Origin of the sequence: Actinomycetospora straminea, assembly GCF_028737255.1 — a bacterium.
In the GTDB taxonomy this organism is placed as follows: Bacteria; Actinomycetota; Actinomycetes; order Mycobacteriales; family Pseudonocardiaceae; genus Actinomycetospora; species Actinomycetospora straminea.
Map to the genome: position 1 here is coordinate 333,969 of NZ_JAQZAN010000001.1, position 22,323 is coordinate 356,291.

Genomic DNA, 22,323 nt, shown 5'->3' on the forward strand with positions numbered 1-22,323 from the left:
TCCGCCCCCGCAGCGACGCCCGCGGCTGCCGAGCGTCGATCGTGTCCGCCACTTCACGCCTCCGCATCTCTCGATCGGTACCGTCGTTCCTGGAACGAGCCACGCTTCCGTACGCGCCGACCGGCGCTTCGCACCGAGGAGCCCCCTTGTCGCGTCCCGATGCCGCCTCGTCGCGGACCCCGCGCACGGCGCCCCGCGTCCGGCGCGCCGCGATCGCGCTGCTGGTCGCGCTGGCGCTCGCGCCCGCCCTGGGGCTCCCCGCCGTGGCCGCGGCGTCCCAGCCCGCGAGCACGCCGACCCCGGGGGCCGGGCCGCTGTGGGCGCTGCCGGAGGGCGGCGACCTGCTCTCGGCGTTCGGCCGCTCCGACTACAACGAGCAGGACGGCACGCCCCAGCAGGTGGCGTCGCCCGACGCGCCCTCGCGCCAGGCGCTGCAGTTCACCCTCGGCGGCGGCGACGAGCGCACCGAGCTGGAGCCCAAGATCCCCCAGCAGCGCGAGGGGCAGGTCCAGTACTACTCCTACGTCGCCCGCCTGGCCGACGACTTCCCCACCGACGTCAACACCTGGCAGGTCCTGCTGCAGTGGCACCACCTGGGCAGCTCCGGGTCGCCGCCCATCGCGCTGGAGGTGCGCGGCAACCGCCTCATGCTCGCGGCCGAGGGCGAGGACCTGCAGGACCTCGGGCCGATCCGCCCGGGCGACCAGGTCGACGTCACCATGCGCGTGCTGTTCTCCCAGGACCCGAGCCGCGGCGCGGTCGACGTCTGGCGGGGCAGCGACCACGTCATGCGCGCCTACCGCCCCGAGGGCGGCACGATGCTCGACGAGGGCAACTACCTGAAGGTCGGCCTGTACCGCGACGACTCGATCGACGAGGAGGGTCGTCTCTGGCTGGAGGACCTGCGGGTCGGGCCGACCATCGAGTCGGTCCGCTCCCCCGCGACGTCGTCCACCGCGGCGCCCGTCGAGGACGGGACCACCGCGTCGCCCACGTCCTCGTCGTCGTCGACGAGCGACACCCTGACCTGGGTGGCCGGCGGGCTCCTCGTGCTCGTCGTCCTCGGCGCCGTGTTCTCCCTGGGCCGGCGCTTCGCCCGGCGCTGACCGCGGCCGCGAGGCCCGGTGACGCACCCGCGTGTCACCATGGTCACCGTCGCCTGTGCGGTGACGGTCCGCCGTGGTGTAAGGGCAACACCTCGGATTTTGGTTCCGATGATCCTGGTTCGAATCCAGGCGGCGGAGCAGTGCACCCGGGTCGCTCGGACGTGGTCGTGGGCCGTCTCTACTCTTCCCCGCCATGAGCACGCACCAGACCGGGGATGCGGCGTCCGCCGTCCCCGGCAGTGTCCCCGGCGCCGTCCCCGCCTACGTCCTCGGCGGGTACGAGGCCGGGCTGGCCGTGGTCGGGTCCCTGGGCCGCGCGGGGGTGCCGGTGGTGTCCGTGGTCACCTCGCCGCGCGAGTCGACCCGGCACTCCCGGTACACCACCGCCTGCGTCACCGTCCCCGACCCCGCCGACCGGACCACCGATCACGTCGAGGCGCTCCTGCGGCTCGCCGACACCCACGGTCCGGGCGTCATCGTGCCGACCACCGACGAGGGTCTCGAGGCGGTCGCCGCCCACCGTGACCTGCTCGCCGCCCGCCACATCGTGGCGTGCGCGGACGACGTCGTCGCCCAGCGCTTCCTCGACAAGCGCATCACCAGCGAGATCGCCGACCGCGTCGGGGTCGAGGCGCCGCGCACGGTGTCGCCGGGCTCGCCCGACGAGCTCGAGGCGCTCGTCGACCGCCTGCGCTTCCCGTGCCTGGTCAAGCCCGCCGAGAGCTACCGCTACAACCGCGCCTTCGGCGTCAAGATGAAGCGCGTCCACACCACCGGCGAGCTGCGCGCCGCGTGGGGCGAGGCGCACGCGCTGGGCATCGTCACCATGGTCCAGGAGCTCATCCCGGGCCCGGAGACCGGCGGCGTCAACTACAACGCCTACGTCGTCGACGGCGAGGTCCGCGTCGACATGACCTCCCGCAAGCTGCGCCTGTCCCCGCCCGAGTTCGGCTACCCGTGCGCGGTCGTCAGCGGCCGCGTCCCCGAGGTCGTCGAGCCGGGTCGCGCGATCCTCGCCGCGATGGGCGTCGAGGGCTTTGCCAACGTCGAGTTCAAGCAGGACGAGCGCGACGGGCGCTACAAGCTCATGGAGGTCAACGGGCGGCCGAACATGTCCGGCCGGCTCGCGCCGCGCTGCGGCATCGACTTCCCGCTCCTGACCTACCGCCACCTCGTCCACGGCGAGCTGCCCGTCGCGATGCCCTGGCGCGAGGGCGTGCACTGGGTCAACGAGTTCAAGGACCCGTCGATCCTGCTCGGGCGCTGGCGCGGCGGCCGGCTCCCGTGGCTCGGCGGCACGAAGCCGTACCTGTCGTCGCGGGTGTTCGCGACGTTCGACGCCCGCGACCCCGGGCCGTTCGTGGCGCGCACGCGCCAGCGCCTCGGTCCGGACCCCGCGCCCGCGCGGGCGGGCGCCGGGGTGCGCTGAGAGGTCCTCCCGCCGGAGCGTTGGTGGAGCTGCCCGGTCGGGTAGCCCCGCCCGCATGGCGAGCACGGACGAGGCCGGCGCCGGGAACGACCAGCACGGCCCGCACACCGTCGACGGCGTCACGGTGACGCCCCCGGGACTGGTGCGGCGCGCGGTCACGGCGTCGGGGATCGGGAACGTCACCGAGTGGTACGACTTCGGGGTCTACGCGTACCTGGAGACGACCATCCAGATCGTCTTCCTGCCGCCCGGCACCGCCGGCGGCCCGGTCATCACCGCCGCGCTGTTCGCCGCGTCGTTCGTGGCGCGGCCCTTCGGCGGGCTGTTCTTCGGGCCGCTGGCCGACCGCATCGGCCGCACGAAGACGCTCGCGACGACCATGCTCCTCATGGCGATCGCCACCTTCGGGATCGGCGTGCTGCCCACCTACGCCTCCATCGGCCTGGCGGCGCCGCTCCTGCTGCTCGTGTGCCGCCTGCTGCAGGGGTTCTCCACCGGCGGTGAGTACGCCGGCGCGATGACGTTCGTCGCCGAGTACGCGCCCGACCGGCGCCGCGGCTTCCTGGCCAGCTTCCTGGAGTTCGGCACGATCACCGGCTACCTGCTCGGCGCCGCCGTCGTCACCGTGCTCCAGACCGTCCTCGGCGAGAACTCCCCCGAGCTGCTGAGCTGGGGCTGGCGCATCCCGTTCCTCATCGCCCTGCCGATGGGCATGATCGGGCTCTACCTGCGCTACCGGCTCGAGGAGACCCCGGCGTTCAGCCAGCTGTCCTCGTCGTCGGAGGAGCAGAGCAAGCAGTCGTTCCGCGAGTTCTTCCGCGCCGCGGCCCGCTACGGCTGGCGCCCGGTGCTCGTCTGCGGCGGCCTGGTGATCGTCTTCAACGTCACCAACTACACGCTGACCACCGTCGTGCCCACCTACCTCACCGAGACGCTCGGGCAGTACGGCGCCCCGACACTCACGACGACGACCTCGCACGTCCTGCAGATCGTCCTGTTCCTCGTGCTCCTGGCCGTCGTGCCCGTCCTCGGCCGGCTCGGCGACCGGGTGGGCCGCAGGCCGATCATCCTCACCGGGTGCATCATGCTCGTGGTGCTGGCCCTCCCGGCGTTCCTGCTGATGCGCACCGGGTCCATCACCGGCGTCCTCGGGGGCCTGCTCCTGCTGGGCCTGACGATGGTGTGCTTCAACGCGACGATGCCCTCGACGCTGCCCTCGCTGTTCAGCACCGGCGTGCGCTACGGGTCGCTCGCGATCACCTTCAACATCGCGGTCTCGGTGTTCGGCGGCACCACGTCGGTGATCGTCGAAGGGCTGATCGCGCTGACCGGGGTGCTGGTCATGCCGGCGGTCTACCTCATGCTCGCGGCCGTGGTCGGCCTCGTCGCGGTGCGGTACCTGCGCGAACCGGGCAGCCGGCCGCTGCCTGGTTCGGACCCCGCGGCGGAGTCGGACGAGGAGGCACGCGAGATCGCCGCGGCGCGCTGACGTCGCGCCGGCGAGCCCTCAGCGCTGCGAGGCCCGCGGCAGCACGTCGGTGGGCCGCTCGCGGGGGTCGAACGCGCGCGGGTCGGGACCCGGGTCGGCGAGGACGTCGGCCCACGCGTCCACGGCCAGGGCGACGCCGAGCACGACGGCCATCGCCACGCGGCCGCGGGCGTCGGGCCGCACGAGGCGGGAGCGCCGGTCGGGGAGGGTCCGGGGCCCCGCGAGGGCGGGGGTCAGCACGGGAGTCGTGCCCGTCGTCGAGCGCGCCATGGCGGGACAGGATGCCCGAGGCACGGGCCGGACCCGGGGTGGGTCCGGGGGGCTCCCCGGGACGGGGCAGACTGGGAGCCCGACGATCGGCGCTCCGTCAACCCCGTGGCCGCGCCAACCGCTCGATCGTCCGCACCGGCTCCCCGCGGGAGGGAACGGTCCGGCGCCGGAGGTGGGTCATGCCCGCGGACCACGGTCGAGCACGCACGCAGGTGCTCCCGCTGACGCACGACGCCCACGCGGAGGCCCGCGCCGCCCTGCTCGAGCGGACGGCCGCCGCGGTCCGGACGGCCGGCCTCGTCCCCTCCCCGGACCCCGTCGGCAGCACGAACGAGCTCGACGCCGTGCTCGAGGCCCCCGCCGCACGGAGCTGCGCGCCGGGCACGCGCGCGCTCCTGCTGCGCCAGAGCCTCGTCGCCCGGGTGCTGCTGGCCGCCGCACCGGGCTCGCCTCCCGTCCCGCCGGCGGCCCTCGACGAGCAGCTCGACGAGCTCCTCGCCCTGGTCGCCGAGCACGGGCTGTCGCTGTTCGGCGCCGACGCGCAGATGCTGCGGGCCCGGCGCGCCCTGCTCGTCGACGACGAGGACGCGGCGCTCACGGCGGTGGCGACGGGCCTCGCGCACCTCGAGGAGCCGGTCCTCGTCGACCACGCCCCGACCGCCGCCGAGCACCGCCACAACGTTCGCTGCGCCCGCCGCCTCGCCGCGGGCACGCTGGTCTCGCTCGGCCTGCACGACCTCGCGGGCACGCTCGTCGACCAGGCCTGGGGACCCGTGACGACCGACCGCGAGGGCACCTCCCCGTGCGGCTACGACCGCGTGCGCCTCGGCGTCTCGTGGGGCCTGCGCCTCGAGCGCGCCGGGCGTCCGGGCGGTGACCGCCTCGCGGTCGCGGCGACCGTCGCCGCCGGCCTGCGTCCGACGACGCCCGAGCAGCAGCCCCTGCTCGGCGCGGCCGCGGTGCTCGCCGACCCGGCCCGCGGGCCCGCCGCCACCGACGCCGAGCGGGGCCGCGCCCGCCGCGACGCCGCGAAGCTCGGCCGCGGGGACCCGGTCCCCTCCCAGCACGACCGGCTGCTCGTCGAGCTCGCCCGCTCGCGCGCCCTGGAGCGCGCGGGCGAGGACGAGGCCGCGGTCGCGGTGCTCGCGGCCCGCCGGGCGCGGCCGCCGCGGGGCGAGGCGAGCCTCATGCTGTCGGTGACCCGGGAGCTGGCGCGGCTGCGCACCCGCGTCGCCGTCGACGGGCGGGGGCGCCGGTCGGCCGAGGCGGCGCTGGGCGACTACGTCGCCGACCTCGAGGCCGAGCTCTGGGCCCTGCACCGGGCGCGGGCGCTGTCGCTGCGCACGGGCCTGGCCCACGACCGGCTGCGTCGCGAGCACGGCCAGGTCACCGCCCTCGCCCTGGCCGACCCGCTGACCGGCCTGCCCAACCGCCGCGCGCTGGACCGGCACCTCGAGGAGGTGCTGGGGCGGCGCGGCGGCGACGGGACGCCGCTCGGGGTCGCGGTGGCCATGGTCGACGTCGACCGCTTCAAGCAGATCAACGACACGGCGTCCCACGCCCGCGGCGACGAGGTGCTGCGCGGGGTGGCGACGGCCCTGCGCTCGTCGCTGCGCGCCCCGGACCTGGTGGCCCGCTACGGCGGCGACGAGTTCGTCGTCGTGCTGCCGGACACCGCGGTGGGCGACGCGGCCGCCGCGCTGGGCCGGGCCCGGGCGGCGGTGGCGGCGCTGCCGGCCGCGGGCGCGGTGACCGGGCCGGTGACGCTGTCGATCGGCGTGGTCGCGGCCCGGGACGGCGAGGGTCCCGCCGACGTCCTCGCCCGCGCCGACGCCGCGATGTACGCGGCCAAGCGCGCGGGCGGCGACGCCGTGCGCACCCACGACGCGACCGGCGCCGGGGCCCGCCCGTGAGCGCCGCCCGTAGCCCCGCTCGTACCCGTCCCGCCGCACGCCCCGACGGGGCGCCCGGGCCCCGGTCGTAGGATCGGCCCCGACGAGCCCCGGACCCGGGGCCGACCCGCCACCCGAGTGGGAGTCACGCCACCGATGCCGCCGAGCCCGACCGCGAGCCCGACCGCCGTCGTCGTCCTCGCCGCCGGTGAGGGCACCCGGATGCACTCCGCGACGCCGAAGGTGCTCCACCCCGTGGGCGGGCGCAGCCTGCTGGGCCACGCCGTGCACGCGGCCGCGGGCGCGACGCCGGAGCACCTGGTGGTCGTCGTCGGGCACGAGCGCGAGCAGGTCGGCACCCACACCCTCGGGCTCGCCGCCGAGCTCGACCGCGAGGTCCTCACCGCCGTGCAGGACCGCCGCCGGGGCACCGGCCACGCCGTGTCCTGCGGCGTCGCGCGGCTGCCCGCCGACCTCACCGGCACCGTGCTGGTCTCGTACGGCGACGTCCCGCTGCTCGACGCCGCGACCCTGCGCGCGCTGGTCGCCGAGCACGCCGACGGCGGCTACGCGGTGACGCTGCTGACCGCCGAGCTCGACGACCCCCGCGGCTACGGCCGGGTGGTGCGCGACGACGCCAACCAGGTCACCGCGATCGTCGAGCACCGCGACGCCACGCTCGACCAGCTCGCCATCAACGAGGTCAACTCCGGGGTCTACGCCTTCGACCTCGCGTTCCTGCGCGAGGCGCTGAGCCGGCTGACCACCCACAACTCCCAGGGCGAGCTCTACCTCACCGACGTCGTGGAGATCGCCGCCGGCGAGGGGCGCGGGGTCGGCGCCGTCGAGACCGCCGACCCGTGGCTGGTCGCGGGCGTCAACGACCGGGTCCAGATGGCCGACCTCGGCGCCGAGCTCAACCGCCGCCTGCTGGAGCGCTGGATGCGCGCGGGCGTCACGGTGGTCGACCCGCGCTCGACCTGGGTCGACGTCGGGGTCCGCCTCGAGCGCGACGTCACGCTGCACCCCGGCACCCAGCTGCACGGGTCGACGACCGTCGCCGAGGGGGCCGCGATCGGCCCGGACACCACCCTCACCGACGTGGTCGTGGGGGCGCGGGCCACGGTGGTGCGCACGCACGGGTCGTCGTCGCGCGTCGGCCCCGAGACGTCCGTCGGGCCGTTCGCCTACCTGCGCCCCGGCGTGGAGCTCGACGCCCGCGGCAAGATCGGCACGTTCGTCGAGGTGAAGAACGCCCACATCGGCGAGGGCAGCAAGGTCCCGCACCTGACCTACGTCGGCGACGCGGAGATCGGCGAGGGCAGCAACATCGGGGCGTCGTCGGTGTTCGTCAACTACGACGGCGTCACCAAGCACCGTACGGTCGTGGGGTCGCACGTCCGCACCGGCTCGGACAACACGTTCGTCGCGCCGGTGTCGGTCGGGGACGGCGCCTACACCGGGGCGGGCACCGTGGTGCGCGAGGACGTCCCGCCCGGGGCGCTCGCCGTGTCCTCGGGCCCGCAGCGCAACGTCGAGGGCTGGGTGGCGCGCAAGCGGCCCGGGACGGCGGCGGCCCAGGCGGCCGAGGCCGCGCAGAAGGCGGCGGACGCCGAGGAGCAGACCATGCAGGAGGACCCGTGACCGTGAGCATGTCGTCGACGCCGAAGAAGAGCCTCATGCTCTTCTCCGGGCGGGCCCACCCCGAGCTCGCCGAGGAGATCGCCAAGGAGCTCGACGTCACGATCACCCCGCAGGCGGCGTACGACTTCGCCAACGGAGAGATCTTCGTCCGCTTCGAGGAGTCGGTCCGCGGCTCCGACGCATTCGTGATCCAGAGCCACACCTCCCCGATCAACCAGTGGATCATGGAGCAGCTCATCATGATCGACGCCCTCAAGCGGGCGTCGGCCAAGCGGATCACCGCCGTCGTGCCGTTCTACGGCTACGCCCGCCAGGACAAGAAGCACCGCGGCCGCGAGCCCATCTCGGCCCGCCTCGTCGCGGACATGCTCAAGACCGCCGGCGCGCACCGGATCATGACGATCGACCTGCACACCGACCAGATCCAGGGCTTCTTCGACGGTCCCGTCGACCACCTGCTGGCCAACAAGGTCCTCGCCGAGCACCTGCGCGACACCTACGCCGACCACGACCTCGCCGTCGTCGCCCCGGACTCCGGTCGCGTGCGCGTCGCCGAGAAGTGGGCGGACATGATGGGCGGCGTCCCGCTGGCCTTCATCCACAAGACGCGCGACAAGACGCGGCCCAACGAGGTCGCCGCCAACCGCGTGGTCGGTGAGGTGTCCGGCCGCTGCTGCATCCTCGTCGACGACATGATCGACACCGGCGGCACGATCGCCAAGGCCACCGAGGCGCTGCTCGCCGACGGCGCGTCCGACGTCGTCATCGCCGCCACCCACGGCGTGCTGTCGGGCCCGGCGGTCGAGCGGCTCTCGACGTGCGGGGCGCGCGAGGTGATCATCACCAACACGCTGCCCATCCCGGACGACAAGCGGTTCCCCCAGCTCACGGTGCTCTCCATCGCGCCGGTGATCGCGCGAGCCGTGCGCGAGGTCTTCGAGGACGGGTCGGTCACGAACCTCTTCGACGGCAACGCCTAGCGTCGCGCCAAGCCGGTCACGACACGTCACGCTCCTTCGTCGCGTGACGTGTCGGCTGCGGCGGCGCGCTAGCGTTCCGGCGTGCCTTTCTGGACCGAGCACGTCGTCCCGCGGATCGTCGACGTCGCGCTCGGCGGTGCGGACGTCCGCGCCCTGCGCGAGCGCGCCGTCGCCCGGGCCCGGGGCGAGGTCGTCGAGCTCGGCTTCGGGAGCGGGCCGACGCTGCCGCTCTACCCCGCGGCCGTGACGTCGGTGCGCGCGGTCGAGCCCTCGGCCGTCGCCCGTCGGCGCGGCTCCCGGCGGATCGCGGCGGCGGGCATCCCGGTCGAGTACGTGGGCCTCGACGGCGCCTACCTCGACCTCCCCGACGCCTCCGCCGACACCGTCGTCAGCACCTTCACGCTCTGCACCATCCCCGACGTCGACCGCGCGCTGCGCGAGGTCCGCCGGGTCCTGCGCCCCGGCGGGCAGCTGCTCTTCCTCGAGCACGGCCTGTCCCCCGAGCCCCGCACCGCCCGCTGGCAGCACCGGCTCGACGGGCTGCAGCAGCGCCTCGCCGGCGGCTGTCACCTGACCCGGCCCGTCGACCGCCTCGTCCGCGACGCCGGGCTGACCGTCACCGACGTCGCGCACCCCAGCCTGCGCGCGCCCGGCCCGATGTCCTACCTCTACCTGGGCGCCGCGACCCCGTGATCGGCCCCTGATCGCGGTGATCACCAGGCGGAAACGCACCTCCGCAGGCCCCCTACGCGGGCGTTTCCGCCTGGTGATCACCCGCAGCCGGCCGGCGGGCGAGGATCGCCGCCTGCGGCAGGGCCGGGGCGCGGCTGTCGGGCACGGGCTCGCGGACGAGGCGCGCGGTGACGGCGAACCCCGCCTCCACGAGCAGCGCGGCGACGGCGTCGGGGCGCAGGCGGCGGAAGTCGAGGTCGACGCGGTGGCCGAAGGCCTCGTCGTGGTGCACGACGTCGTCGCCGACCTGGAACCCGAGCAGCAGGTGCCCGCCGGGACGCAACGCCCGGTGGAACCCGGCGAGGACACCGGGCAGCTGGGCGGGCGGCACGTGGATGAGCGAGTACCAGGCGACGATCCCGCCGAGGTCGGAGATGCCGAGGACGCCCAGGTCCGCGAGGTCGCCGACGTCGAAGACCAGGTCGGGGTGCTCGCGGCGGGCGAGGGCGACCATGCCCGGCGACAGGTCGATCCCGCGGACGCGCAGGCCCAGGTCGCGCAGGTGGGCGGTGACGCCGCCGGGTCCGCTCCCGGCGTCGACGACGTCGGCGTCGGGGCCGACCAGCTCGGCGAAGGCGGCGAGCAGCGCGCGGTCGAGGGGCGCGCGGGCGAGCTCGTCTCGGAAGGTCGCGGTGTACGGCGCGGCGATGGCGTCGTATCCCGCCCGGGTCGCGGCCCGGTCCGGCGGCTCCCCCACGACCCGGCCCACGACCCGGCAGCGTAGGCCCGCCCGGTATCGTGGACCGCGCACTTCGGCGAGGGCCGGTCACGACGACCGGCCGTGATCGACGCGGTGCGGCCTCCCGGTCGTCCGGGTCCCGGCCGCGCGCGGCGCGCCGACCAGGGACGACAGCAGGAGAGATCAGCATGGCCGACGAGATCCGCATCGCCGCCGAGACCCGCACCGAGTTCGGCAAGGGCGCGGCGCGCCGGACCCGTCGCGCCGGCAAGGTCCCCGGCGTGCTCTACGGGCACGGCACCGACCCCGTCCACCTCGCGTTCGACACCGTCGAGTTCGCCGCCGTGATGCGCGAGAACGGGCGCAACGCCCTCCTCACCGTCACCGGGCTCGGCGGGCAGCCGCAGCTCGCGCTGACCAAGAGCATCGCCCGCGACCCCATCAAGGGCTTCTTCGAGCACGTCGACCTCGTGCTCGTCCGCCGCGGCGAGAAGGTCCAGGTCGACGTCCCCGTCGTCACCATGGGCGAGCCCGCCTCGGGCACGCTGGTGTTCCAGAACGAGGACACGCTCACCATCGAGGCCGACGCGACCAACATCCCCGAGGAGATCACGGTCGTCATCGAGGACGCCGAGATGAACACCCAGTTCCTCGCCGGCGAGATCCGCCTCCCCGACGGCTCGGAGCTGGTCTCCGACCCCGAGCTCCTCGTCGTCAACGTCACCGAGGCGCCGACCGAGGACGCCATGGAGGAGGAGATCGACACCGAGGGCGCCGGCGTCGAGGAGGACACCCCCGAGTCGGAGGCCGCCGAGACCGGCGAGTCCTCCGAGGCCGCCTCCGGCGACCAGCCCGCCGAGGGCTCCACCGACTCCTCCGACGAGAGCTGACGCGCCTCCGTGAGCTCCCCCGCTGCCCGGCCCGACGGCCCCCTGCTGGTCGTCGGGCTGGGCAACCCGGGCCCCGAGTACGAGGGCACCCGCCACAACGTCGGGTTCGTCGTCGCCGACGTCCTCGCGGGGCGGGTCGGCGCCCGGTTCTCGGCGCACAAGCGCTCCGGCGCCGACGTCGCCGAGGGTCGGCTGGCCGGCCGCCGGCTCGTGCTGGCCAAGCCCCGCGGCTACATGAACCTCTCGGGCGGGCCGGTCGCCGGTGCCGCCCGCTTCTTCTCCGTCGCGCCGACCGACGTGGTCGTCGTCCACGACGACCTGGACCTCGAGTTCGGCGTCGTGCGCCTCAAGCGCGGCGGCGGCGAGGGCGGCCACAACGGGCTGCGCTCGATCTCCAAGTCGCTCGCGACGAAGGACTACCTGCGGGTCCGCTTCGGCATCGGGCGCCCGCCGGGGCGTCAGGACCCCGCCGACTACGTGCTCAAGCGCTGGTCGGCGGCCGAGCGCAAGGAGCTCGACGTGTCCGTCGAGCTGGCCGCCGACGCCGTCGAGGCGCTGGCCGCCGAGGGCCTGGAACCGGCCCAGAACCGCTTCCACTAGCGCCCCGTCAGCGACCGGGCACGCCTCGTCGCGCCGCGGGGCCGGACGCCGTCGCGGCAGGTCCGGACGGCGGCTGTCCGCCGGCGCGGGAGCGGCGGACCCTCCTGGTGCATGAGCAGCACGGCCGACCCGCGGGGTGTGGCCGCCGTGCTCGCCACCGCGCGGCGCGGGCACGCCGGCCTGTTCTGGTTCGCCGCGGCGATGGGCGGGCTCGCGGTGGTGACGGCGCTCGCCGCCGTGCTCGACGACCGCGCGCTGCTGGGCGCGCCGATCTGGCTGAAGCCGCTGAAGTTCGCGCTGTCGTTCGGCCTCTACGCCCTCGCGTTGGCGTGGATGATCGGCCTGCTCGACCGGGACCGGCGGGCCGCCCGGGCGATCGGCTGGGTGCTGGTGGTCGGCTCCGCCATCGAGGTCGGGGTGATCGTCGGGCAGGTCGTGCGCGGGCGGCGCAGCCACTTCAACGAGGAGACCCCGCTCGACGCGTCGCTGTACTCGCTGATGGGCGCGACGGTCGCGGTCATCTGGCTGGCGACGGCCGTCCTCGCGGTCGTGCTGCTGCGGCGCCGGGTGCCCGACCCGGGCCTGCGCTGGGGCATCCGGCTCGGCCTGGTCGTCGGCCTCCTCGGGATGGGGTTGGGCGCGCTCATGGTCGACGGCGGCGCGCACGCGGTCGGGGTCGCCGACGGCGGGCCGGGCGCGCCGCTGTTCGGCTGGAGCACCGAGGGCGGGGACCTGCGGGTGGGGCACTTCGTCGGCATCCACGCGCTGCAGGTCCTGCCGCTGCTGGCCGGGGCGCTGGCGGCGACGTCGCTCGACGCCGATGCCCGCCGCGGTCTCGTGGTCGTCGTCGGCGGCGGCTACCTGGGCCTCGTCGTGCTGACGACGTGGCAGGCCCTGCGCGGCCAGCCGCTGCTCGCGCCCGACGGGCTGACGCTCGCGGTGCTCGGCGGGCTCGTCGTCGCCGTCGGGGTCGCCGCGCTCGCGGTGCTCGCGCACCGCACCCCGGCACGCGGGCGGACCGAGGTCCTGCGGTGAGCACCGAGCCCGGCGAGACCGCCCGCCCGATCGCCGACGGCCGCGTCGCGCGCCTGTTCGGCCTGCGGGGCGACCGGTGGCTGCGTCACGCCAACCCGTGGAGCGTGTGGACCCGCTTCGCCGTGCTGCCGCTGCTCGCGATCGCGGCGTGGAGCCGAGTGTGGATCGGGTGGTGGGCGCTCGTCGCGGCGCTGGTGGTCGTCGCCTTCACGGTGGTCAACCCGCTGCTCTTCCCCCCGCCGCGCTCCACCCGGAACTGGGCGTCGAAGGCCGTCCTCGGCGAGCGGGTCGGCGCCGACCCGGCCGCGCATCCCGTGCCCGGGCAGTACGGGACCTCGCGGGTGCCGGCGGTGACGGCGGGGTGCCAGACGTTCGGGGTCGTGGCGCTCGCGCTCGGCGTCCTGTGGCTCGACCTGCTCCTCGCCGTCACCGGCCTGGTCCTCTGCCAGTGCGCGAAGGCCTGGTACCTCGACCGCGCGGTCCTGCTCTTCGAGGACGTCAAGCACCGCGACCCGGTGGTGGCCGCGTGGGAGTACGGGGAGGACCGGTGAACAGCCGGGTGAACGACCTGCCCCTCGCCCGGGCCGCCGGGCCCCTCGCGGTCGTCGCGGGCGCCCTGGTCGTGCTCGCCGACGTCGGCCGGCTGTTCGGCGGTCGCGAGGTCGCCGCGTTCGCGACCGATCCCCTCACGATCGCCGCGGGTGTCGCCTACGCCGTCTCGTTCACGGTGCTGGCGGTCGCGCTCACGGCCGTGCACCTCCGCGACGCGCCGGCGCTGGGGTCGTTCGGCGCGTGGGCGTTCGGCGTCGCGCTCGCCGGCGTCGTGTTCTTCGGCGGCAACATGTGGTTCGACGGCTTCGCCGGCCCGTGGCTCGCCGCCGTGGTGCCCGAGGTCTTCGCGGCCGAGCGCAGCGGGACCCTGGTGGTCGGGGCGCTCGCGAGCTACGTGCTCTTCGGGCTCGGCTGGATGCTCTACGGCGCGGCGCTGCTGCGCGCGCGAGTGCACCCGTGGCCGCTCGGGGTGGCGTTCGTGATCAGCGGCATCCTGGGGCTCGCGGCCGGCGCGGCACCGTTCGGCGCGCCGGTGGGGCTGGTGTTCGTCGTCCTGGGCGTGGAGATCAGTCGACGGCGTTCTCCAGCCACGCCTCCTCCAGCTGCTCGCGCTCGCTGACCAGCGCGCGCAGCTCGGCGTCGAGGGCGAGGAGCCGGTCGGGCTCGGTGGCCGCGGCGGCGAGCTGCTCGTGGAGCCTCGTCTCCTCCGTCGCGAGGCGCTCCAGGCGCCGCTCGATGCGCGCGACCTCCTTGCGCGCCGCCCGCCGGTCGGCCTCCGAGCGCCCGGGCTCCGCGGGGGTGGCGGAGCGAGGGACGCCCTGGCTGCCTCCGGCGGAGCGAGGGAGTCCCTCGCTGCGTCCCTCGAGCGCCGCCCGCCGGCGCAGGTACTCCTCGATGCCGCCGGGCAGGTCGGTGATGCGCCCGTCGCCGAACAGGGCGACGACGCGGTCGCAGACCCGCTCGGTGACGTAGCGGTCGTGGCTGACGACGACGAGCGTGCCGGGCCAGCCGTCGAGGAGGTCCTCGAGCTGCTGGAGGGTGTCGACGTCGAGGTCGTTGGTGGGCTCGTCGAGCAGCAGGACGTTCGGCTCGGTCATGAGCAGGCGCACGAGCTGCAGGCGCCGGCGCTCGCCGCCGGAGAGCTCGGAGACCGGGGTCCACTGCCGCGACGCGGGGAAACCGAAGCGCTCGGCCAGCTGCGAGGCCGTCTGCTCGTACTTCCCGATCGTCACGCGCTCGGCGATGTCCTCGACGGCCTGGAGCACGCGGCGGTGCAGTGGCAGGTCGGCGAGGTCCTGCGAGAGGTGGGCGAGGCGCACCGTGGTGCCCTGGACGCGCGTCCCGCCGTCAAGGGGCCGCTCGCCGCCGACCGCGCGCAGCAGCGTCGTCTTCCCCGAGCCGTTGATCCCGACGATGCCGACGCGCTCGCCGGGCGCGATGCGCCACGTCTGCCGATCGACGAGCGTGCGGTCACCGACACGCAGGGTCGCGTCCTCGAGCTCGACGACGGTGCGGCCCAGCCGGTGCTTCGCCATCGTCACGAGCTCGACGGTGTCGCGGGGCTCGGGCACGTCGGCGATCAGCGCCTCGGCGGCCTCGACGCGGTAGCGCGGCTTCGACGTGCGCGCCTGCGGGCCGCGGCGCAGCCACGCGAGCTCCTTGCGGGCGAGGTTGCGGCGGCGCTGCTCGGCGGCGTCGGCGAGGCGGGCACGCTCGGCGCGGGCGAAGATCCAGTCGCCGTAGCCGCCCTCGTACTGCTCGACGTGCCCGTCGACGACCTCCCAGGTCCGCGAGGCGACGGTGTCGAGGAACCAGCGGTCGTGGGTGACGACGACGAGCGCGGTGCGGCGGGCGAGCAGGTGCTCGGCGAGCCAGCCGACGCCCTCGACGTCGAGGTGGTTGGTGGGCTCGTCGAGCACGAGGAGGTCGAGGTCCTGCACGAGCGCCGCGCACAGGGCGATCCGCTGCCGCTCGCCGCCGGACAGGCCGTCGACCGGGGCGTCGAGCCCGCGGTTACCGCCAGGACGCAGGCCCTCGACGACGGCGCGGCTGCGCGGGTCGGCGGCCCACTCGTGGTCGGGCACCGACCCGCCGAGCACGGCCTCGCGGACCGTCTCCCCGGACAGCCGCGTCTGCTGGCCGACCAGCGCCATCCGCAGCCCGCCGACCGGGCTCCGGCGGCCGCTGTCGGGCGTCAGCACCCCACCCAGGACCGACACCAGCGTCGACTTCCCGCCACCGTTGCGGCCGACGACGCCGATCCGGTCGCCGGTGTCGACGCCGAGGGACACGCCGTCGAGCACCGGCTTCGGGCCGCCGAAGCCGATCGACACCGACTCGAGGTTGACGAGGTTGGGCACGTTCTCAGTCTCCCGGGGACGCGAGCGGGGCGTTCGCGCGCATAGAGGCAGCGAACAGCGCGTTCGCTGCGAAGAGGCAGGCGGGTCAGGCGTAGGCGCCGGGACCGGGGTCGACGGGGCGCGGGGGCGGGCCGGTGGAGCCCCCGTGGCCGTCGACCACCCGGGCGCCGGGCACCGGGCCGTGGGCGACGCGCACGGTGCGGCACACCCCGGCGCCGGCGAGCTCGGCGGCCACGCGCACCGCGGCGTCGTGGCCGTCGCACAGGAACACGCACGTCGGCCCGGAGCCGGACACGACCCCCGCGAGCGCGCCCGCGTCCACGCCGGCCCGCAGGGTGCGGCGCAGGCCCGGGTCGAGGCTCACGGCCGCCGCCTGCAGGTCGTTGCCGAGCAGCAGCGCGAGCGAGCGGGCCTCCCCCGACGCGAGCGCCTCGAGCACCGGCTCGACGTCGCCGACCCGCCGCGGCGCCTCGGGGCGGGCCCGCAGCCGGTCGAGCTCGCCGAAGACGGTCGGGGTGGACAGGCCGTGGTCGGCGACCGCGACGACCCAGTGGAACGTGTGGCGCGAGAGCACGGGCACGAGGCGCTCGCCCCGCCCGGTGCCCAGCGCCGTCCCGCCGTGCAGGGCGAACGCGACGTCCGAGCCGACCTCGGCGGCGACCTCCATGAGGGCGTCCCGGCCGAGGTCGAGGCGCCAGAGCCCGGCGGTGGCGAGCAGGGCGCCGGCGGCGTCCGCGCTGCCCCCGGCCATGCCGCCCGCGACCGGGATCGCCTTGCGCAGCCCGACGCGGACGTCGGGGGCGCGGTCGACGCGCCGGCCGAGGGCCTCGACGGCGCGCCACGCGAGGTTGGTGGTGTCGGCGGGGACCTCGGAGACGTCGACGCCGTCGGCGGCGCCGACCGAGACCCCGGGCTCGATGGCGCCGGGCACCGCAGCGGTCACGGTGACCTCGTCGGTCAGGCTCAGCGCTTGGAAGACGGTGACGAGGTCGTGGTAGCCGTCGGGACGCAGGTCGCCCACGGCCAGGTGGAGATTGATCTTGGCCGGGACGCGGACGGTGACCGGCGGTCCGACGGCGGAGAACACCCGTCCAGCGTACGGACCGGGACCGTGCCCGCTCAGGGCGTCGGCACCTCGCGGCGCGCCCGCGCGATCGCGGTGAACGCCGTCACGTCGAGCGACTCCCCCCGCGCGCCGGGGTCCACCCCCGCCGCCCGCAGCACCGCCTCCGCGGCCGGCGCCGACCCCGCCCACCCGGCGAGCGCGGCCCGCAGCGACTTGCGGCGCTGGGCGAACGCGGCGTCGACGACCGCGAACACCGCGCGACGGTCGTCGGAGGACCCGGCGGACTCACCGTCGTGCCGGGTGAACGCCACGAGCCCCGAGTCGACGCCCGGCACCGGCCAGAACACCGCGCGCGGGACCGGCCCGGCGCGGCGCGCGTCGGCGTACCAGGCGAGCTTGACCGACGGCGCGCCGTAGGCCTTCTCCCCGGGACGCGCGGCGAGGCGCTCGGCGACCTCGGCCTGGACCATGACCAGCCCCCGGCGCAGGCCGGGCAGCACGGCGAGCAGGTGCAGCACGACGGGCACGGCGACGTTGTAGGGCAGGTTCGCGACCAGCACGTCCGGGGCGAGCGGCAGGTCGCCGGGCGCGAGCCGCAGGGCGTCGGCGGTGACGACGCGCAGGTCCCGCCCGGGGGCCCGCTCGGCGGCCGTCGCCGGGAGCCGGCCCGCGAGGACCGAGTCGATCTCCACCGCGACGACGCCGGCCGCCGCCTCGAGCAGCGGCAGCGTCAGCGACCCGAGGCCCGGGCCGACCTCGAGCACCACGTCGTCCGGGCCCACCCCCGCGAGGCGGACGATGCGGCGCACGGTGTTGGCGTCGTGCACGAAGTTCTGGCCGAGGCGCTTGGTCGGGCGCAGGTCCAGCTCGGCCGCCAGGGCCCGCACGTCGGCGGGCCCGAGCAGGCGGGCCGGGGTCGTCACGGGTCCATCCTGACGCCCCGGCGGGCGCCCGGGCGCGGCGGGCGCTACTTGCGGCCGCAGACGGGCCAGGCGCCGTAGCCGCCGCGGTCGGCGCGGACGCGCTCGGCGACGGCGATCTGCTCCTCGCGGCTGGCCTGGTGCGGCAGCGCGGCGAACTCGTCGCCGTCGTAGGCGCGCCAGGTCGAGCGGTCGAACTGCAGGCCGCCGTAGTAGCCGTTGCCGGAGTTGATCGACCAGTTGCCGGTCGACTCGCACTGGGCGATGCGGTCCCACTTGCCGCGGCCGACCGACGGCGCCGAGCTCTTCGGCTTGGTGCCGCGGTGGACGACGCCGCCGACGGGCTGGCGCGTCACCTGCGACTCGCCGACCTGCGTGCGGCCGGTCTCCTGGCCGTTGGTGGCGTTGACCGACCAGGTGACGATCTCCTCGCCGGCCTGGCCGGGCTCCTCGACGCGGGTCTCGCCCTGCTCGAGGTCGGGGTCGTCGACCGTGCGCATCGGCGGCGCGATCGGCCGGGTCTCGGTGACCTGGTTGACCGTGTTGCGCGTGACGGTGATCGTCGAGCCGTTGGTGAGGCCCTCGCCGCCCGCGAGCACGTCGGTGGGGCTGAGCGCGAGGCCGTTCTGCGCGAGCAGCTCCGGGCCGCTGAGCGCGGTCGTCGTGAGCTGGCGGGGCGCGTTGGCGCCGTCGACGAGCGTGACCGTCTTCGGCGTGCGCACGTCGAGGTTCATCCCGTTGACGGGGATGTTGGCGGAGAGCGGCGCCGAGCTCGCCACGCCGTCGGTCGGCAGGCCCAGCTGCGCGAGCGCGTCGGCGACGGTGCGCGCCGTGGTCGTGATGGTCTGCGGGCGACCGTCGACCATCAGCGCGACGTCGCGCGAGCGGTTGATGACGAGGTGGTCGCCGTCGTTGACCTCGGCGTTCGGGCCGGGGGCGAGCTGGTCACCCGGGCCGATCTCGATGTCGCCGCTGTCGAGGGCGCCGGCGACGTCGGAGGAGAAGGTGTGCACGACCTGGTCGACACCGTCGACCGTGATCGTCACCTCCTTGTCCAGCGCCACCGCGGTGCTGCCGCCGGCCGCGACCGCGAGCAGGGCGACGGCCACGCCGCCCTTGACCGCGGCGGCGCGGCGCTTCGTGTCGGTGCCGAGGCGCTCCGGGTCGTCGAGCGCGGTGAGCCCGGCGGGGGCGGCGTCGCGCAGGCCGGCCTGCTCGTCGGCGTCCTGCTCGCCGGTGAACGACTCGAGGTCGTTCCACTCGTCGGGGTCGCCGAGGGCGATGGGGCCGCTGGCGGGCGACGCCACCGGCAGCGGGCCGGTGATGTCGTCGAACCAGCCCGGGACGTGGTCGCCGTAGGCGCCGTACGCCGAGTGGTAGCCCGTGTCGTACCCGAACTCGTGGGCGGCGTCGTAGCCGTAGTCCGGGGCGTACTCCGGGGTGTACTCCGTGGCCTGGTCGAAGCCCTGGTCGTACCAGCCCTGGGCGTACCCGTCGACGATCGGCAGCCCGGCGGTGTCCGACTCACCGGCGTCCGCGTGGCCGGTGTGGCCGCGGCCGCGGGTCGTGGTGTCCGCGCTCATCGGGCGTCCGCCACGGCGGTCGCGAGCGGGCTGCACGAGGAGGACCTCAGGGCGAGCAGGCAGTGCACAGGCACAGGGGGAGTCCACTTCGTCCGTACATCCGGGCAGGAGCCGCGCCCTGGGGAAGCCGCCACGACCTCGTGACGTCCTCCCTGTGGTGGCGACCTGGGGAAGTCCCCACCACGCGGGCCTCGGGGGTGGCTCCACCCCGGCGAGTCACAGCACGGTAACGAGTTGGGTGTCGCCACCATCAAGCCGACACGACCGTGTTGCGCCGAACGGCGCTCCGGCGACGACGAGCGTGGTCACTGCGTGCGCCCTCGTTCCACGGAGCGTGAAGGTTGAGGCTGTTCGGCGAGCCCGAATGCCCGCCGGGCGTTCTCGGCGCTCGTCGCGGCCAACCGCTCGGCCGGCACGTCACGCAGCTCCGCGAGATCGCGCACCGTGTGGGGGACGACGTAGGGCTCGTTCGGCCGACCGCGGTACGGGTGCGGAGTCAGGAACGGGGCATCGGTCTCGACGAGCACCAGCTCGGCGGACATCCACTGCGCCGCTCGGCGCAGCTCGGCGGCGTTCGCGTTCCGGAAGGTCACGGTGCCCGACAGCGACGCGTACCAGCCCTCGTCCGCGCAGCGGCGCGCCAGCTCGGGCCCGCCGGAGAAGCAGTGGAAGACCACGGTCGGCGGGGCGCCCTCGGCGGCGAGCACGTCGAGGATCGGGTCGTGGGCGTCGCGGTCGTGGACGACGAGCGGCAGCCCGGTGCGCTTGGCGAGGTCGATGTGCCAGGCGAAGGCCTCGCGCTGGACGTCGAGCGGGGCGCAGTCCTCGCGGCGTGTCGTCCAGTAGTCGTCCATGCCGGACTCGCCGACGGCGACGACGCGCGGCAGCGCCGTCAGCTCCTCGAGGACGCGGCGCGCGTCGTCGGTCAGGTCGTTGGACCGCGTCGGGTGCAGGCCGACCGCGGCGAACACGCGCGGGTCGGTGTCGGCGGCCCACGCCGCCCAGCGCGCGGAGTCGAGGTCGTCGGCGGTGGTGACGACGGCCTCGACCCCGGCGGCCGTGGCGCGGTCGAGGACCTGCGCGAGGACCTCCGGCTCGGTCGCCCCGCACGCGTCGAGGTGCGTGTGGGCGTCGACCACCCCGGGCCCGATCGGCTCGGGGACCGGCGGCGGGACGTTCCGATCCGACCTGCCCTTGTCACTCACCGGTCTGGATCGGCGCCCACGAGGGACCGGTCTCGCCCAGCGACGGGTCGAGCTTGGCGAACAGCGGCGTCGGCCGGGACAGGGCGCGGCCCACGGGGATCGGCGTCGACTCCCAGCGGGCCTGCTCGCCGGCGTAGTCGCCGGTGAGCACGGAGTGGCTGGTACCGAGCTCACCGGAGGTGCCCGCGTCCTCGCGGTGGGGCTGCGCCGCCCACACCCCGGTGCCGCCGAGCGCCTCGTGCACCTTCTGCGCCGCGTGCGGCAGGAACGGCGTGAGCAGCGTGTTCGCGTCCTGCACGACCTGCAGCGCCGTGTGCAGGATCGTGTCGCGGCGTGCCGGGTCATCCTTGCGCTTCCACGGCTCCTGGTGGCTGAGGTAGGCGTTGGCCTCCCCCACCACGCGCATCGCCTCGCTGATCGCCTGCTTGAACCGCGAGTGCGCGAGGTGCCCGCCGACGACGTCGAACGCCGCCCGGGACTGCGCGAGCAGCGCCTCGTCGGCCGGGTCGGGCGACGTCGGCTCCGGGACCGCGCCGACGTTCTTCGCGGCCATCGACACCGAGCGGTTGACGAGGTTGCCCCACTCGTTGGCGAGCTCGAAGTTGGTGCGCCGGACGAACTCGTCCCAGGTGAAGTCGGTGTCCTGGTTCTCCGGGCCCGCGACCGCGATGAAGTAGCGCAGCGCGTCGGGCCCGAACTCGCGCAGGAAGTCGCCGACGTAGATGACGGTGCCGCGGCTGGTGGAGAACTTCGAGCCGCTCATCGTCAGGAACTCGGAGCTGACGACCTCGGTGGGCAGGTTCAGGTGCCCGAACGAGCCGACCTCGCCGCCGCGATCGCCCTCGCCGTTGTGGCCGAGCAGGATCGCGGGCCACATCACCGAGTGGAAGGTGATGTTGTCCTTGCCCATGAAGTAGTAGGCCTGCGCGTCCGGGTCGCACCACCACTGCTTCCAGGCGTCCGGGTCGCCGGTGCGCTGCGCCCACTCGACCGACGCCGACAGGTAGCCGATGACGGCGTCGAACCAGACGTAGAAGCGCTTCATCGGCGCGTCGCGCCAGCCCTCGAGCGGGATGCGCACACCCCAGTCGAGGTCGCGGCTGATCGCGCGGGGCTTGAGGTCCTCGGCGAGCCGGCGGCTGAAGTTCAGGACGTTGGGCCGCCAGTGCGTGCGGGTGTCGAGCCACGACGCGAGCGACTTCGAGAACGCCGGCAGGTCGAACAGCAGGTGCTCGGTCTCGACGAACTGCGGGGTCTCGCCGTTGATCCGGCTGCGCGGGTTGATGAGGTCGGCCGGGTCGAGCTGGTTGCCGCAGTTGTCGCACTGGTCGCCGCGCGCGCTCGGGTAGCCGCAGATCGGGCAGGTGCCCTCGATGTAGCGGTCGGGCAGCGTGCGGCCGGTGGACGGGCTGATCGCGCCGAGGGTCTTCTCGGTGCGCACGTAGCCGTTGTCCCACAGGGCCGTGAAGAGGTCCTGGGTGACGCGGTGGTGGTTGTCGGTGCTCGTGCGCGTGAACAGGTCGTACGACAGGCCGAGCCCGACGAGGTCGTCCTGGATCACCCGCGAGTAGCGGTCGACGAGCTCGCGCGGGGTCGTCCCCTCGGCGTCGGCCTGCACCTGGATCGGCGTGCCGTGCTCGTCGGTGCCCGAGACCATGAGCACCCGGTTGCCGACCATCCGCTGGTAGCGCGAGAAGACGTCGGAGGGCACACCGAACCCGGACACGTGGCCGATGTGCCGGGGGCCGTTGGCGTAGGGCCACGCCACGGCGGTCAGCACGGGAACGCTCATGGCTCCATCCTCCACGCCCTCGCCACCACGATCGTCGCGGGTGCGCTCCGCGCAGGTGAGCAGAAAGAGGTGCTCCAGCACGTCTTTCTGCTCACGAGC

20 protein-coding genes and 1 tRNA gene are annotated in these 22,323 nt (G+C 75.1%); 13 read left to right on the plus strand and 8 right to left on the minus strand.

The window, feature by feature from the left end; all coding sequences use genetic code 11:
- The first annotated feature begins 146 nt into the window (after window positions 1-146).
- From PH190_RS01600 to PH190_RS01615, 4 genes are all read left to right on the plus strand, one after another.
- Window positions 147-1,106: a heparin lyase I family protein gene (locus tag PH190_RS01600; RefSeq protein ID WP_274229758.1), complete on the plus strand. Its 960-nt coding sequence runs from the start codon at window positions 147-149 to the stop codon at window positions 1,104-1,106.
- A 67-nt stretch (window positions 1,107-1,173) separates the two neighbouring features.
- A tRNA-Gln gene (locus tag PH190_RS01605) sits at window positions 1,174-1,244 on the plus strand.
- 55 nt (window positions 1,245-1,299) lie between these two features.
- Window positions 1,300-2,535, plus strand: coding sequence for a carboxylate--amine ligase (locus PH190_RS01610; RefSeq protein ID WP_274229759.1), 1,236 nt, complete (start codon window positions 1,300-1,302; stop codon window positions 2,533-2,535).
- A 55-nt stretch (window positions 2,536-2,590) separates the two neighbouring features.
- Window positions 2,591-4,024, plus strand: a complete 1,434-nt coding sequence (locus PH190_RS01615) for an MFS transporter (protein WP_274229760.1) — start codon at window positions 2,591-2,593, stop codon at window positions 4,022-4,024.
- An 18-nt stretch (window positions 4,025-4,042) separates the two neighbouring features.
- Here the strand turns inward: PH190_RS01615 and PH190_RS01620 are convergent, their stop codons facing one another.
- Window positions 4,043-4,294, minus strand: coding sequence for a hypothetical protein (locus PH190_RS01620; protein ID WP_274229761.1), 252 nt, complete (start codon window positions 4,292-4,294; stop codon window positions 4,043-4,045).
- Window positions 4,295-4,473: 179 nt separating this feature from the next.
- Here PH190_RS01620 and PH190_RS01625 point away from each other — a divergent pair, with 179 nt between their 5' ends.
- The 4 genes from PH190_RS01625 to PH190_RS01640 all read left to right on the plus strand — a co-directional run bounded on the left by PH190_RS01625 (window position 4,474) and on the right by PH190_RS01640 (window position 9,503).
- Complete coding sequence (locus PH190_RS01625; protein ID WP_274229762.1) at window positions 4,474-6,207, plus strand: GGDEF domain-containing protein; 1,734 nt, start codon at window positions 4,474-4,476, stop codon at window positions 6,205-6,207.
- Window positions 6,208-6,342: 135 nt separating this feature from the next.
- Entirely contained in the window at window positions 6,343-7,830 is a 1,488-nt protein-coding gene (gene glmU, locus PH190_RS01630; RefSeq protein ID WP_274229763.1) for a bifunctional UDP-N-acetylglucosamine diphosphorylase/glucosamine-1-phosphate N-acetyltransferase GlmU, read from the plus strand.
- An 8-nt stretch (window positions 7,831-7,838) separates the two neighbouring features.
- On the plus strand, window positions 7,839-8,810 hold the full coding sequence (locus PH190_RS01635) for a ribose-phosphate diphosphokinase (protein ID WP_274230042.1): 972 nt from the start codon (window positions 7,839-7,841) through the stop codon (window positions 8,808-8,810).
- 81 nt (window positions 8,811-8,891) lie between these two features.
- Complete coding sequence (locus tag PH190_RS01640; protein ID WP_274229764.1) at window positions 8,892-9,503, plus strand: class I SAM-dependent methyltransferase; 612 nt, start codon at window positions 8,892-8,894, stop codon at window positions 9,501-9,503.
- A gap of 52 nt (window positions 9,504-9,555) precedes the next feature.
- On the opposite strand, the gene PH190_RS01645 is transcribed toward PH190_RS01640, so the two are convergent.
- Window positions 9,556-10,251, minus strand: a complete 696-nt coding sequence (locus PH190_RS01645; RefSeq protein ID WP_274229765.1) for a class I SAM-dependent DNA methyltransferase — start codon at window positions 10,249-10,251, stop codon at window positions 9,556-9,558.
- Between the two features lie 158 nt (window positions 10,252-10,409).
- On the opposite strand from PH190_RS01645, the gene PH190_RS01650 reads away from it, so the two are divergent.
- The 5 genes from PH190_RS01650 to PH190_RS01670 all read left to right on the plus strand — a co-directional run bounded on the left by PH190_RS01650 (window position 10,410) and on the right by PH190_RS01670 (window position 13,917).
- Entirely contained in the window at window positions 10,410-11,111 is a 702-nt protein-coding gene (locus PH190_RS01650; protein ID WP_274229766.1) for a 50S ribosomal protein L25/general stress protein Ctc, read from the plus strand.
- Window positions 11,112-11,120: 9 nt separating this feature from the next.
- Complete coding sequence (gene pth / locus PH190_RS01655; protein ID WP_274229767.1) at window positions 11,121-11,711, plus strand: aminoacyl-tRNA hydrolase; 591 nt, start codon at window positions 11,121-11,123, stop codon at window positions 11,709-11,711.
- 111 nt (window positions 11,712-11,822) lie between these two features.
- A complete protein-coding gene (locus tag PH190_RS01660; RefSeq protein WP_274229768.1) occupies window positions 11,823-12,746 on the plus strand; it encodes a hypothetical protein in 924 nt (307 codons plus the stop codon).
- A complete protein-coding gene (locus tag PH190_RS01665) occupies window positions 12,743-13,297 on the plus strand; it encodes a DUF6653 family protein (RefSeq protein WP_274229769.1) in 555 nt (184 codons plus the stop codon). Before PH190_RS01660 ends, PH190_RS01665 begins: the two co-directional genes overlap by 4 nt.
- Entirely contained in the window at window positions 13,294-13,917 is a 624-nt protein-coding gene (locus tag PH190_RS01670) for a hypothetical protein (RefSeq protein ID WP_274229770.1), read from the plus strand. Before PH190_RS01665 ends, PH190_RS01670 begins: the two co-directional genes overlap by 4 nt.
- Here PH190_RS01670 and PH190_RS01675 read toward each other — a convergent pair.
- From PH190_RS01675 to metG, 6 genes are all read right to left on the minus strand, one after another.
- Window positions 13,865-15,658: an ABC-F family ATP-binding cassette domain-containing protein gene (locus tag PH190_RS01675; protein WP_274229771.1), complete on the minus strand. Its 1,794-nt coding sequence runs from the start codon at window positions 15,656-15,658 to the stop codon at window positions 13,865-13,867. The two genes, PH190_RS01670 and PH190_RS01675, sit on opposite strands and share 53 nt — an antisense overlap.
- An 85-nt stretch (window positions 15,659-15,743) precedes the next feature.
- Window positions 15,744-16,745 (minus strand): 4-(cytidine 5'-diphospho)-2-C-methyl-D-erythritol kinase, encoded by a 1,002-nt coding sequence (locus tag PH190_RS01680; RefSeq protein WP_274229772.1) that lies wholly within the window; start codon window positions 16,743-16,745, stop codon window positions 15,744-15,746.
- A 32-nt stretch (window positions 16,746-16,777) separates the two neighbouring features.
- Window positions 16,778-17,647, minus strand: a complete 870-nt coding sequence (gene rsmA / locus PH190_RS01685) for a 16S rRNA (adenine(1518)-N(6)/adenine(1519)-N(6))-dimethyltransferase RsmA (protein WP_274229773.1) — start codon at window positions 17,645-17,647, stop codon at window positions 16,778-16,780.
- Window positions 17,648-17,691: 44 nt separating this feature from the next.
- A complete protein-coding gene (locus tag PH190_RS01690) occupies window positions 17,692-19,227 on the minus strand; it encodes a resuscitation-promoting factor (protein ID WP_274229774.1) in 1,536 nt (511 codons plus the stop codon).
- 305 nt (window positions 19,228-19,532) lie between these two features.
- Window positions 19,533-20,432: a TatD family hydrolase gene (locus PH190_RS01695; protein ID WP_274229775.1), complete on the minus strand. Its 900-nt coding sequence runs from the start codon at window positions 20,430-20,432 to the stop codon at window positions 19,533-19,535.
- Entirely contained in the window at window positions 20,425-22,224 is a 1,800-nt protein-coding gene (gene metG / locus PH190_RS01700) for a methionine--tRNA ligase (protein WP_274229776.1), read from the minus strand. The genes PH190_RS01695 and metG overlap by 8 nt, the downstream gene beginning before the upstream one ends.
- Window positions 22,225-22,323: the final 99 nt, after the last annotated feature.